The organism is Paraglaciecola sp. L1A13 (genome assembly GCF_009796745.1).
Lineage (GTDB): Bacteria > Pseudomonadota > Gammaproteobacteria > Enterobacterales > Alteromonadaceae > Paraglaciecola.
In genome coordinates this window covers 1,184,844-1,197,928 of record NZ_CP047024.1, presented here as the reverse complement: position 1 = coordinate 1,197,928, position 13,085 = coordinate 1,184,844, and the positions used below count along the sequence as shown (strand labels likewise).

Annotated in this window: 11 protein-coding genes; 4 read left to right on the top strand and 7 right to left on the bottom strand. The window is 39.5% G+C overall.

All coding sequences use genetic code 11. The annotated features are described in order from the left end of the window. The first annotated feature begins 147 nt into the window (after window positions 1-147). Both GQR89_RS04900 and GQR89_RS04895 read left to right on the top strand, forming a co-directional pair. The gene (locus tag GQR89_RS04900) at window positions 148-732 is read left to right on the top strand and encodes a PEP-CTERM sorting domain-containing protein (protein ID WP_158769022.1); all 585 of its coding nucleotides are present in this window, start codon (window positions 148-150) and stop codon (window positions 730-732) included. Between the two features lie 371 nt (window positions 733-1,103). After that, complete coding sequence (locus GQR89_RS04895; RefSeq protein WP_158769021.1) at window positions 1,104-2,120, top strand: acyltransferase; 1,017 nt, start codon at window positions 1,104-1,106, stop codon at window positions 2,118-2,120. 41 nt (window positions 2,121-2,161) lie between these two features. On the opposite strand, the gene GQR89_RS04890 is transcribed toward GQR89_RS04895, so the two are convergent. Beyond that, on the bottom strand, window positions 2,162-3,109 hold the full coding sequence (locus tag GQR89_RS04890; RefSeq protein ID WP_158769020.1) for a hypothetical protein: 948 nt from the start codon (window positions 3,107-3,109) through the stop codon (window positions 2,162-2,164). A 444-nt stretch (window positions 3,110-3,553) separates the two neighbouring features. Between GQR89_RS04890 and GQR89_RS04885 the strand changes: the two genes are divergently transcribed. Then, window positions 3,554-4,228: a sulfotransferase family 2 domain-containing protein gene (locus GQR89_RS04885; protein ID WP_158769019.1), complete on the top strand. Its 675-nt coding sequence runs from the start codon at window positions 3,554-3,556 to the stop codon at window positions 4,226-4,228. Between the two features lie 252 nt (window positions 4,229-4,480). Here GQR89_RS04885 and GQR89_RS04880 read toward each other — a convergent pair whose 3' ends face one another. From GQR89_RS04880 to GQR89_RS04855, 6 genes are all read right to left on the bottom strand, one after another. Continuing rightward, window positions 4,481-5,419: a glycosyltransferase family 2 protein gene (locus tag GQR89_RS04880; protein ID WP_158769018.1), complete on the bottom strand. Its 939-nt coding sequence runs from the start codon at window positions 5,417-5,419 to the stop codon at window positions 4,481-4,483. Beyond that, on the bottom strand, window positions 5,416-6,738 hold the full coding sequence (locus GQR89_RS04875) for an O-antigen ligase (RefSeq protein ID WP_158769017.1): 1,323 nt from the start codon (window positions 6,736-6,738) through the stop codon (window positions 5,416-5,418). The genes GQR89_RS04880 and GQR89_RS04875 overlap by 4 nt, the downstream gene beginning before the upstream one ends. A gap of 5 nt (window positions 6,739-6,743) precedes the next feature. After that, complete coding sequence (locus GQR89_RS04870; RefSeq protein WP_158769016.1) at window positions 6,744-7,877, bottom strand: glycosyltransferase; 1,134 nt, start codon at window positions 7,875-7,877, stop codon at window positions 6,744-6,746. A gap of 3 nt (window positions 7,878-7,880) precedes the next feature. Then, window positions 7,881-8,972: a glycosyltransferase gene (locus GQR89_RS04865; protein WP_158769015.1), complete on the bottom strand. Its 1,092-nt coding sequence runs from the start codon at window positions 8,970-8,972 to the stop codon at window positions 7,881-7,883. 9 nt (window positions 8,973-8,981) lie between these two features. Beyond that, window positions 8,982-9,749 carry a WecB/TagA/CpsF family glycosyltransferase gene (locus GQR89_RS04860; RefSeq protein WP_158769014.1) on the bottom strand — a complete coding sequence of 256 codons (768 nt, stop codon included), beginning with the start codon at window positions 9,747-9,749 and terminating at the stop codon, window positions 8,982-8,984. A gap of 531 nt (window positions 9,750-10,280) precedes the next feature. Then, entirely contained in the window at window positions 10,281-11,264 is a 984-nt protein-coding gene (locus GQR89_RS04855; protein WP_158769013.1) for an NAD-dependent epimerase, read from the bottom strand. Between the two features lie 831 nt (window positions 11,265-12,095). On the opposite strand from GQR89_RS04855, the gene GQR89_RS04850 reads away from it, so the two are divergent. Then, a complete protein-coding gene (locus GQR89_RS04850) occupies window positions 12,096-13,070 on the top strand; it encodes a hypothetical protein (protein WP_158769012.1) in 975 nt (324 codons plus the stop codon). The last annotated feature ends 15 nt before the right edge of the window (window positions 13,071-13,085 follow it).

Genomic DNA, 13,085 nt, shown 5'->3' with positions numbered 1-13,085 from the left:
AATAAAAAGAAATTTATTTAAAAGGCATAAATAATGCATGGTGTAAATCACACATTTAGTTGTTTTGTACCGTAAATATAAAGTTATTCAATAACAAGTATCGGTATAAGCAATACATTAACTTGAAATCAGTAGGAAACACTGAATATGAAATTAAAGGGTATTTTTAGTACTTTAGCGGCATGTGCATTATTAACCGCTTCAGTCGCGGCTAACGCTACAATTATCACCGTAGACAACACTGATGCAGGTTTTACCTCTAGTGGTTTAACATACAGTACTTATGAATCTGGCTTTATTGGTTCTAACTATATGGCAGATGCTAGAAACGTATCTGGTGATTTTGCTATTTGGGATCCAACTAGCAGCACTGACTGGGTTGCGGGTATATGGAACGTAGAAATGCTTTGGACGACAGGACCTACTCGGGCAAGCAATGCCGCGGTTACCATTGACTCTGGTTCTACAGTCTTAAGCACAACGGTAAACCAATTATTAAACGGTAGCGTTTGGAATGACCTAGGTGACTACAGTTTTGACCTTAGCGGTGCTTTTGTGAAGTTAGACGACAGCAATTCAACTTCAGGTCAAAATATTATTGCAGACGCGGTACGTTTCACGTTTGTTTCAGCAGCAGATTCAATCTCTGCACCTACCGATGTACCAGCGCCAGGTACCTTGTTAGTGTTATTAGCTGCAGCGGCTGGTATCTTTAGATTACGCCGTAAGTAAGATATATAAAAAGTGTGAATAAATTTATTCGCATAAAAAAATTGAAATCCAGTTCGATGAATAATCCAACTGGATTTCTTTATTTCAGGATTCTGGTATCTGTCTTTACGTAATCGCGCTCAAAAAAAAACCACTTAACCTTTTCTAATCTAAACAAACTACACACTTTTAAGAATTTAGAGCAATTTGGCAATGTTTCGCCATGTGACCCCAATAAAAATTGGCTTGCAATGATGAAGTATTACAATATCCTGATGTAGTATTTTAATCATGCTGAAAAATAAAATTCTACTTATAAAAATTTTATTAAAGTGCGAGTCCATTTAATCAAATGAAGCACCACTGTCTATTTAAACTAAAGCGAATAAAACATGCAAACACTCAAAAAACAACTCAGTGAAAGGCATGCCTGGCTTGACTTGGCTAAGGGTCTCGGTATTTGTCTAGTCGTCATGTACCACACTTGCGAGGGTATTTTAAACAGCTTTCAGCATGATACCGAAACCGTTCTGGCACTAACAAATTTTTTTAGAAGCTGGTTAATGCCGATGTTCTTTATGGTCTCGGGCATGTTAATTAGACGCTCTATTAACGAGAAATCGGTACAAGCAAACAAGTCGAAGCTGTTGGATTGGGCTTATATCTATGTAGTTTGGAGCATCATTATTTATTTAGTGAGGTTACTTTCAAACAGTCTTACCAATACAAATATGGCCGCAAATGAAATTCTGTTTATCTTATGGGATCCTGTACCAACAATTTGGTTTATTTATGCACTCGCCCTTTCACATGCGGTAACACTGTTATTGAGGAACCAACCGCCAACCTTAGTATTGAGCGCAGCACTGATCATTAATTTAGTTAATGGTGCTTTTTTCGGCTGGTTTGAAGGCAGTATTTTTGAACGGTTTGGTTGGATATATCTCTTTTATGCACTTGGTTTTTATAAAGGTAACGAGCTAATCGGTATAATAAAAAGCCAAAAGCTATCGTTGTTAGGTCCTATCTTCTTTATAGGGTTTGGCTTTCTACTCGCGCTATATAGAGGTGAATTTCATCCATTTTCGAAACCATTTATTTCGGTTGCCATGTCGTTAGCATTTTTGATTATGTGTTATCGAGTTGAATTATTACTTAAAAATAATGTGTTTTTTAAATTTTGGGTCTATATCGGTAGCATCAGCCTATTTATATACCTAACACATTTTGCGTTTCCGGCTGCAACAAGAATGGTACTTCTCAAGCTCGGGCTTTACTCATTCACGGCAAATATTCTAGCGGCTGTTGTGCTGGCAATGATTATTGGCTTTATTGCAAGTAAACTGTCTAAAACGCAACCAGTAAAATTATTGTTTAATCGGCCGCAGCTGAAAAATAAGATGGAATAGGCGTGCCTATTCCAATTAGCTTGTCTTTAAATAGTGACATACTACTCAGCATGATCAACCGGTTTACGACCTCCGAACAATCTAGCCAACATAATCCCACCAAGGATGATAAGCCCGAAATTTTCGGGCTCCCCAACCGCCAATGCACTAGATGAAAATTGAAATACCTGATCGGAATGTTCTAAAAATTCGGGAGTACCATACTCGACAAAGGCGACGTTATCTGGATAAGGACAATCAAAAGGTTCACAAGCAACCGCACCTTGCAAGCTAGCCCGCCCATCGACTAACACATCGACGCTGTAACGTAAGTTGAACTGTTCACTCGGTTGAAACACATCTAGAGGCAAATCAAACCACTGAGTATCCCAGCCATAGGTTGACGCCTGCGCATCAAAATTCCCTAACACAGCCCCGTCGGTCTTAAGACTCACACCATTTATGTCTGAACGTAAACTGGCCATACTCGACCAAATTAACTCATCGTTAAGCCATATTTGAGCGTTATAACCAGATGTAGCATAATCGTCAGAGCCACAAGCCAAAGAGCTTCCTGAGTCAAAATCAAATTGACCATCAGGATCTGCACAATACGCAGTCAGAAAGCCGAATAAAGGGCTAAAACGTAAATTGAATTGTCGAGCACTTGAGGCATTATTTTCCACTTGATAACTGATTACTGCGCTACCGGTAGCTGCGCTAGCCTGGTACTTCCAAGCTGCTAAAAAAGCCACTCCTTGGTTACGTGCAAAAATCTCCGTAGCAGCATAGACGCTGGTATCATAAATTGTTGAACGAGTGCTAGTGCTCGCTCTTTGCGTTCCTGACTGGGATTCCCTCCAAGCCTGGTCTGGCTCAGGATAATTAACAGTATAAGAATCAACTGTCACCGCTGTACTGATAATAGTGGCAGATAAGGTATGGCAAAAACTGAGTAAAGTGAATAATAAAATAAACCTGAAGGGTGAATTTGGTGCTACGTTGTTCATTATATTCTTCCTAGTGTTGAAGTATTGAAGATACGATAAAGCAAACTTTCACTGTAAAATAACTCTAAATATAGCTCACAAATTAACAATTTATTTTATTGTTCAAATAGGTATCGACAACTATTTATTTACTATATTTCACTTACAAAATTCTGACAATTAATTAAGGATAAAGATGAGAATGCATAGTGGCTATTGATTGCGAAAATTAGCAACACCAGCCATCAAATAGACACATAAGCCGATAAAACTCCCTAGCCCACCTATTTTTGTTCAAGCAAAAAAGTAATAATGCACGCTGTAAATGCAATGGCTGTTAACACTCGGTATAAATTTATCGCGAACAAAGGTAGATAGATAAACTCAGAGTTAACAAAACAAACACAAAGCATTGCAATGGCCTAAATATAGCCTTATCCCTTTAAAATAATACAAGGATTACGGATGATTTCTCATCAACATAAATGCATTTTTATTCATATACCAAAATGTGCGGGTACCAGTGTAGAGAACGTCTTAGGGCATTTTGACGGCCACGAAGGACGATCAGGTCAAGACCATAGAAGTATCAGAATGATCGAGCAACCTGGTTTGCAACCCGCTGTATTCAAAAACGCAGAAAACATCAAAGATTACATTCGCCGTGTTCGTGAAGGGTTTAGAAGTCATGCAAACCCTAACAATGGATTAACGCTTAATAGTGAGCAATACCAAAGTTATTATAAGTTTACTTTTGTTAGAAACCCATGGCACAGAGCTCACTCGTGGTACAAAAATGCCATGCGCGACCCAATTCATCAAAAAAATTATGGCATAGACTCCGACTTATCATTTGCCCAATTCATGAAAAAATTCGCAGGAACTGGCTTTTTGCGCCCCCAAACATACTGGTTAAAGGATTATAAAGGCAATATTGCAATGGATTTTGTTGGTAAATTCGAAACTCTCGCAGCCGATTTTAACCAAATCAGCTCCAATATGGGCTTAGGTAGTATTGATTTGCCTCATAAAATTGAAGGTCAAAAAAGCGATCCAAGCAAAGACTTTGATCAAGAAAGCATTGATTTAATTGCTAAATTTTATCGCGAAGAAATTGAGTTATTTAATTACACGTTCTAATAGTGGCGTATACGACTCGAAGGCTTGTCTTTCGCAGCTTCAGTGAAAAGGCGCCACGTAGTAAGGTACTATTCAGAGAAAATAACACTCAGGAAACGCGACAGCAACTACCTTAAAGGAGGATATATTGGCCAAAGCGTCCCTGAAGTATAGGCCATGAATAAAGTAATAAGATTGGATATGACCGTTAGCGAGAAAGCTGCCCAAATAAGTTAAATCCTCGAGGGAGGTGCGCTTCTAGCAATGATTTAACTAATTGGGTTTACTTGATACTAACGGCTTAAAACTACTAAATACTTTGGCATATACCGCTAGCAATCCATATTTAGTCAACCATATTTTTTTACCCGTATGGCTAAGCGTATCTTTGAATATGGTTAAGTAACTGCCGGTGTCATTAACTTTGAAACTTAAACGCAAAAAATCTTTTATGTTCGCGAACCATATATCGGCAAGTTCTTTTTCATCCACATTTGTAAGCCTTAATAGCCGCTTTACCAAGTCCACGCGATAATGATAATTTTTATCGCCTTTTGAGGTTAAATTCCCCTCCTCGTTAAACTTACTTACCGTAATAATAGGTAATGTATGCACTTCACCAGCTATAGCCAATTGCGCCCATAACAATCTGTCTTCACCGAATCGTAGATCGTCTACAAAGCCGCCTATCGCTAAAATACTGGCGCGCTTCGCTAAAACCGAAGAGGTCGCGTTGATCACATTGCTATATAAAAACTGCTGGAACACCTTGCCGCTTTTCTTGCGTGAAATGGTCATTTCGCGCTCACCATGCCAATCAACAGTGGCATAGCTATCAACCAATACGGCATCGATATGTTTAGTTGCTAGCTCTATTTGCAAGCGTAGCTTGTCTTGGTGGACCCATAAATCATCAGCATCAAGAAATGCAATCCAGGTTGAAGTGGCCAACGAAATCGCATGATTACGTGCTTTAGAAGGCCCGGAATTTTGTTGTTTTACGTAAGTTACACGCTCGGCAAATTCGCTGTTTGCGATAACTTGCTGGGTATCATCTGTTGAACCGTCATCAACAATAATCACCTCGTTAGGCAAAGCCCGTTGCATGAACACGGATGCTAAAGCTTTCTCTATACTCGCAGCACAGTTAAACGCAGGTATAACCACGGAAACGTCTACAGTCATTGGCTGAGGTTTATTAACAGACATCATATTGTTGAATTCTTATTAGTAAGATATTTTTGAGGTTTTGTCGATGAAACTTGCGAATGCTGCGAACGGACATTCTTTACATTGCTTGTGACAGACAGCATGCCAACAAACGAAATGACCGTATAAAGCAACATATCAGCGCTGTTGTGATTAATAATAACGAAAGCAATGTAGTTGACTACGCACTGCAATAAAATAATTGCCAATAAAGCAGCCAGTAACTCACCTTTTTGGCTGGTAATATAACCTTGTACTAAATCTTTAACGATTTTTAATGACAAAATAACCACCAAAGCCAAGCCCACTAAACCACCATTTAACAGAGCTTCGTAGTAACCGCTATGAGCATTGCCTATATATCCCCAACGATCCACAAAACCCAATACTGCATCACTGGCCCAAAAAGCACCAAAGCCGTAACCAAGGGTATTCTCAGCTTCGATATATTTGTCCATCAACCCCCAAATAATTGTACGGTTGGTCAGCGTTGGGTCACGGCCCAATAGTGATAATAAAAACGCGTATAAAAAGTAGATCACGACAGCAGCAACGCACAGCAATAGAGTGATAATAATCACTCGGCGCAGGTTAATGTTAGGGCTGCGGGTGCGCATCACTTTAAACAATGTAATCAGCCCTACACCAGCAAACACCATCACAATGGCGGTCGCTGAATTCGCAAATACCAAACATAGCCCTAGTACAGCAAGCATAATTTTATTATTACGCGTGCGATATTTACCCAAACCTACCAAAATTAAAATACCGTAGGCATATAAGCGGGCACCGCCATTTTTATCCCCCATAATGCCGACAAACATATTAGCCCGTTCGCCTTCGCCATGGCCACCTAATGCACCACTAGGCGATATAACTAAATAGATCAACCCTAAAAGCGCCGCTACGAATATGGCTTTAGCGATAAAGTACATCAGCGATTCGGCACTAAAATGCGCCGCAATACAGAATCCAGCTACCACCAATGTGATAAAAGCGATACTGCGACGCAGAGTAATACCTGGCTCATACGACCAATAAGTAGAAGCCACGAAGAAGCCGATTAACACCCACCACCAAAGACTTTTGATGATCATGTTTAACAACAATTTTTTGTCGATTTTTAGTAGCAAGTAAATTCCCGCCAGCAGCAACAAAATACCGACTATTTGCTTGGCTGCGTTACCCGACGCATTGGCACTCATTAAGTTATCTGCTCGCCCACCGCTTAACATTTTGGAAACAAAACTTAAAAAACCTAAATAATAGAATACCGTGGTAAATAAATAAGCCCTTTTTAAGGTATCGATAGTAACTTTCATTATTGTTACCCTAAAATACTATTGTTGTTAGACTGTGAAAAAATTAGTCTTCGGTATTCTTGGGCTGAATTTTGGGCACTAAACCTTGTGACAGCGCCCAGTATTCGGTCGCGATTCATTTGATTGTTTTCAGTGGCTAGCTCTGCGAGCATAGCTTTAGCTAATTCGGGCACATTTTTATATTCGACTAACGGAGCGATGTTCCCGCCGTCTAATATTTCTAGTGGCCCAGAAGGGCAATCAAAGGCCACCACTTTGCAACCCACAGACATGGCTTCTACTAATACGTTTGGGCTGCCTTCAAAACGAGATGACAACACGAATAAATCAGCTTGTTTTATTTCTGCAATTGGATTGTCGGTGTAACCAGCAAGATCAACGGATTGTGTAATGTCGAGTTGCTCAATTTTGTTCTGCAAGTCTTCGCGAAGCTCACCTTCACCGAAAATAACTAACCGCGCATTTCTCTCATTTAGAACGAGAGAGAACGCATCAATGAGCATATCAAAGCCTTTTTGATCAGAAAGACGACCAACAGCGACAATAGTCTTCACTTCTTTTTCGATTAACCAAGGGTGTTTAGCGTCTTGCTTGGCCGCTTCGAGAGTTTCTTTGGTGATTACCGGGTTTGATGCGGTGCAAACGTCTTTTTGCCTTACAACCGAGCAATCGACTAGGTCGTCAGCTACGCCTTTAGAGACTGCAATCACCGGGTTAGTCAAAAAACGGTAGATGAAAGGGGCAATAGCATATGTTGCTTTCATCACAGCGCCGTTATTAACCTTGCGATCAAGGGAAAAGGTATTGCGTTCACTTACGGATAAACGCTTTAGCCAACCTAAGCTGGCACAGACAAGACTCGCTATCACATTAACGTGTGTTAAAGCGGACAAAATACCATCAGGGTTTGATTGTTTTAAGCGTTTACGCAAAGGCGAAAACGCAGATAAAGTGCGTGCAGCGTTGAGCTCGATTAAAGTAACTGAATCACTCAAAAACGGTTTATTGACCCCTCCACCTGTTAACAGAATCATTTCGACACTGTCGCCATTTTCAGCTAGTTGATTCGCTAGGCGCACCATCATTTTTTCTGCGCCACCACCGCGCAAATCATGTAGCACTATGCTGATATTTGCCATTATTTACCCACTGAATTCATTAATGTACCGACGTGCAACACTTTGATACTCAAATGCGTTAACACTGTGAGCGATCTCTTTGCCTCGTAGTTGCTCGTAATGACATATAGCATCTGCTAACTTCTCTACATTATTTGCTTCGACTAAGAAGCCATTGGTACCGTTTTCAATTAATTCGGATGGCCCGGTTGGGCAATCAAAGGCAATAACGGGCGTATTAAGATACATCGCTTCAACCAATGCGGTGGGCATACCTTCGTGCCTTGAAGACAAGATAAAAGCCTGAGCATTACGAATAATGTAATAGGGATTATCTGTAAAGCCATAAAATTCAATATAGTCGTTTACTTGCAATGATTTAGCGAGTGTCTGTAACTCTTCAAGTAAATCGCCGATACCAACGATAATTAGCTTAGGCAAAGCCGCATTAATTTGGCGTGCCTTGGCATACGCTTGAATGAGCATATCGAAACCTTTTTGCTCAACTAATCGCCCTACTGCGCAGAAGTATTCCGATGATTCAAATGAATCAGTAGTAGTGAGGGATTTTACCACTACTTGTTCATCGACCACAGCATTGGGAATAAACTCCACATGCTTTCTACCCAGTTTTATATTCTTTAAAAGCTCTTGCTGCAGCGAGCCCGAAACCGTTACGATTGAGCCGCCTGTTAACGAATAAAAATTATAGAGCAATTTGATTTTCGCCGGTGAAAGCTTTTGGTCACTTACATCAAAGGCACAATGCCTTGTGTATATCACTGATAAGCTGGGGAACCTTAAAGCACATAGTCCCGCAAGTATATTAGCCGTCTCGGTGGCGGCAATAATAACGTCAATGTTATTTTTTTTGATATGTGCAAAGAGATGACGTAGTTTTGCTACAAAGCTAGAATTTTGCTTAGGATGCGTAGCAATTTTAGTTTCAATTAACTTCTCATATCCGGCTTTCTTACTACCGGTAATATCATAAACATAAAATTCGGAAACGACCCCTTCGTTGGCCAATGCAATAGAAAGGTTTTGATGAACACGTTCAACGCCCCCCGACAGAGAAAACCACTTGTGTAAAAATAAAACCTTTTTTGTATTCACGATTGCCCCTTAAACAAAATATCGGTGTTTGATGACACAATATATTGCATGAGGATTAGTCGTTATATATCGCCAGAGTAATTTACGTGGTTCAGTCAATGCTCGGTGTAACCATTCTACACCAAACTTTTGAAATATTTCAGGTGCTCGTTTGTACTCACCCGTAACGAAGTTATAGCAACCGCCACATGAAATAATGACCGGAACATTAAGTTTGCTCTTGTTGCGCAATATAAATAGCTGTTCTTTTGGTTTACCTAAACCCACCCAAAGAACCTCACAACCCGATGCGTTAATCTTGCTAACTATTTGATCTTCTTCAGCCTCACTAAAATAACCGTGCTGGGTGCCAACTACGTTAAAGTTAGGGTACTTGTCAGAAAGTATTTTGTCACACTTCTCAATGGTTGCTTGATTCGCGCCGAGCAGAAAGTGTTTAATCGTTTCCGCACACATCAGCGGCACGTCGTGGATGCTGTCAGTTGTGGCACTACGTTCGGGAATTTCGTTATCGCTAAACCACCGTGAAAAGCTAACGACACTTTGGCCGTCGGCGTGCAAAATATCTGCTTCGTTCAGCATTCTGCCCATTTCAGGGTCGCTATTAGCGATAGATATACTGTGACCGTTAGCTGAAAAAATAACCAGCGGTGTCACTTCTTCAGCCTCTCGTGTATCTTTTACACGACACACCATTAAATCTACTAATTGCTTACGGCTAATACACGCGGTGATTAAACCACCAACATTGGTCTTTATTACATCTTCCAATTTCATCGAATCATCTCGTTTGACTACCTGTAAAATTATTTCTGCATCTCACTTAAGCAGAAGTAAAAACGACTCTAGGCATTTAATCCAGGCGCTATTGGCTAAAATATTCATTCCCTTGTAGCGATATATACTTTGGACAACGAGAGAATCGCTCAATGTTGTTGACTAACTAACTAACATAGATATAACTTTTAAAACTGTCGGACTTTAAGCAAGGGCAATACCAACATCACGTCACTGCACACATTTAGTAACAAATTAAGAGTACTTTACCTTAATTAAACCAGTCAGGGAATTATTCCCCTTCGCCACAATTAACCTACTGCAGGGAAATTTAACTATTATGACATGACTGCTTAGCCATTGTCGCGCTGTCTAATGAGATGTTCTCATTTGACTGCATTATTCTTGCCCGCTTTTTACGGGTAAAATTATTCGCTATAATCAATACATTTTTATTGAAAATATCTACACCTAAAAAAACGGCGTAAATGTATGCTGTAAACCCGTTAACTTCAACTTATATGTATAAGGCTAATAATAGTTTTTAAACCATTTTACAAAATTATTTATTCCATCTTGCAATTTTGTCTGTGGTTTAAAGCCTATTTCGTTTTCTAAGTTAGTAATATCTGCAAAGGTTCTCACCACATCGCCGTCTTGCATGGGCAAATAGTTTTTGATTGCGTTTTTACCTATTGCATTTTCTATACAACTAATAAACGCCTCTAGCTCTACGGGCCTGTTATTCCCTATGTTATATAATTTATAAAAAGGTGAAGCTTCTGATGTGTTGGTATCGCTTGGCTTAGGTATCACGTTTTGAATACGCAGTATTCCTTCAACTATGTCATCTATATACGTAAAATCTCGTTGCATCTTGCCTTCGTTGAACACTTTAATAGAACGTCCATTGACGACGGCATCTGTAAAAAGAAATGGTGCCATGTCTGGCCTTCCCCATGGACCATAGACGGTGAAGAAGCGCAGCCCGGTGGTCGGTAGTGAATATAAATGGCTATAAGTATGGGCCATCAGCTCATTAGCTTTCTTAGTCGCAGCGTATAGCGACACAGGATAATCTACTCGGTCATCTTCAGCGAACGGGATCTTTTTATTTGCACCATATACGGAACTAGAAGACGCATATACTAAGTGCTGTACGTGATTATGGCGACAGCCTTCAAGAATAGTTGCCATACCCGTGAGGTTGGAATCAATGTACGCCATTGGGTTCTCAATTGAGTATCGTACGCCAGCCTGTGCAGCCAAATGAATCACACGGTCAAATTTTTCTTTGACAAATAACGCGGCAATGGCATCTCGATCAGAAATGTCTAATTTTACAAATGTAAAATTTTCAAAATGCTCGATTCGTTTAAGGCGTGCCAATTTTAGGTTTGGGTCATAGTAATCGTTAAGGTTGTCCAACCCGATAACGTCATAACCTTGCGAGCAAAGCTTTTCCGCGACATAATTTCCAATGAACCCAGCGGCCCCAGTTACTAAATATTTCATAACCCATTTCTCATACATTTTACTCACATTAAAATAGTTGCTTAACTTCAGTCAAAAGTGGCAGGATATTTATAGTTATTATATCGCCAAAAAATTGTAGACTAAACTAGGACGTCGAACTGTTTATTATTATAACGCCTGTGGCTATTAAACGAAGAATTTTATCGGTGCTTCGTTAAGACACATTTAAAGTTTGGCATCAAAGTTCTGTACTTTGTTGCTCGTCCCCTATCATGAAGTTATTCAACATTTTGGCAGTTTTGTTAAATAGGAAATAACCGATTATTAATTAGCAAATAAAGAGTTCGGTTGAAGTTGAACAGGGTCATGACTTGATAGCTTAGTCATTAGTAAATAGTCAGTTATGCTCAAGTTTAATCTTAGAATCTGAACTGATTGCACAATAAATTCTCACTTTTGAAATAAAACTAGGGTTTACTACATAAAGTCGGTGAAATGTACACGATGCGGCTGTATGATCATTATAAAGTTATGGTTCTTTTACCATGCCATGGTCAATATTTGCTGGGAGAAATATACCTGATGCTTGATATACAGCGAGTGTGGTAGTAGCTGTAGCACCTTTGTTAATGCATTAGACGAAGCACTAAATCATATCCACAAGCTAGTTCGAATTTTTCGATTAAAGTAATGTGAGGGGCGCAACATTTGAATGAACACTGCCTTTAAAGTTAAGCGCTGGTTTGCACTGTTAGATGCTCACTAAGTATAAAATAACAATGAATTTGCCGAGCATATTGACCGCGCAACATTATTCCACAATGTTGAACCAACCCCCTGCACAAATGATAGCCGAGAAAACATTAAATAATGCAAAATTGTAACGTTAACAAAACCATATGTATTTTCCCTAGGTTCCAAGGGGATAATGAATACTTATTGAATCTGTCGCTCATACTGGAAAATAATTTCTCTGATGTTAGGTTTGTTGCGCTTTCCCCCAAAACCATGCTGAAAATGCTATTGAAAGGGAAAAGATCTGATGTTCTGATATTGAATTGGCTAGAAGATTACCCCTGTTTGAAAAAAGGCTTTCTGGCAGAAGCACGTGAGACATTACGGGTTATATTAGGCATGGTTATTGCTTATATCTATTATCGAAAAATCATCTGGGTACGTCATAATTACAAGCCCCATCTAGCACATAGTAAATTCTGTTACCGAATACTATGTGGGGCCATTAGCTTTTTTAGTGACAATATTGTTACACATCGGCGTGTTCATGAATTTGACTCTCAGGTTATATTCCACCCTCTCTATAAAAAAACCGAGGTGAACACTATAGCGCCTTTTGATTGTTTAATATTTGGCAATATCAAACCATACAAAAACGTGCCGATGATTCTTCAGGATTGGGATCCTAAACGTGAGCTTAAAATAATTGGCAAGTGCAAAAGTGCAGATCTTAATAATGAAATTACAACCTTAATAAAAGGTAGGCTGCCCAAGGTGATTTATGAAAATAGATTTATGGAGGTCGAAGAATTAAACGGCTTTTTATCATCTGTTACCTTCGTTATTCTTGCTCATGAAGAAGCTTCAATGATTGTCAGTGGCACTTTTTATCATGCTATATCTTATGGTGCTAATGTGGTTTTAAAAGATTCTGAGTATGGGAGGAGTATTAAGAGTGAGTTCCCATTAGTTCACTTGGTTAAAAACTTTGAAGGTGAAGCTTTATCGAATCTGGTCCCCTTTGCACGAGAGAAAATTATAGCGCTAGCAGGTCATACCTATTCTGATAGCGTGATCGCAGATCAATGGTCTCGCCTCCTTGCAGATTAATATTCAAGGTTGTAC

Excerpts from the sequence above, each read along its gene's own strand:
- GQR89_RS04900 (WP_158769022.1), top strand. The coding sequence starts at position 148 with ATGAAATTAAAGGGTATTTTTAGTACTTTAGCGGCATGTGCATTATTA.
- GQR89_RS04895 (WP_158769021.1), top strand. The coding sequence starts at position 1,104 with ATGCAAACACTCAAAAAACAACTCAGTGAAAGGCATGCCTGGCTTGAC.
- GQR89_RS04890 (WP_158769020.1), bottom strand. The coding sequence starts at position 3,109 with ATGAACAACGTAGCACCAAATTCACCCTTCAGGTTTATTTTATTATTC.
- GQR89_RS04885 (WP_158769019.1), top strand. The coding sequence starts at position 3,554 with ATGATTTCTCATCAACATAAATGCATTTTTATTCATATACCAAAATGT.
- GQR89_RS04880 (WP_158769018.1), bottom strand. The coding sequence starts at position 5,419 with ATGATGTCTGTTAATAAACCTCAGCCAATGACTGTAGACGTTTCCGTG.
- GQR89_RS04875 (WP_158769017.1), bottom strand. The coding sequence starts at position 6,738 with ATGAAAGTTACTATCGATACCTTAAAAAGGGCTTATTTATTTACCACG.
- GQR89_RS04870 (WP_158769016.1), bottom strand. The coding sequence starts at position 7,877 with ATGGCAAATATCAGCATAGTGCTACATGATTTGCGCGGTGGTGGCGCA.
- GQR89_RS04860 (WP_158769014.1), bottom strand. The coding sequence starts at position 9,749 with ATGAAATTGGAAGATGTAATAAAGACCAATGTTGGTGGTTTAATCACC.
- GQR89_RS04855 (WP_158769013.1), bottom strand. The coding sequence starts at position 11,264 with ATGAAATATTTAGTAACTGGGGCCGCTGGGTTCATTGGAAATTATGTC.
- GQR89_RS04850 (WP_158769012.1), top strand. The coding sequence starts at position 12,096 with ATGCAAAATTGTAACGTTAACAAAACCATATGTATTTTCCCTAGGTTC.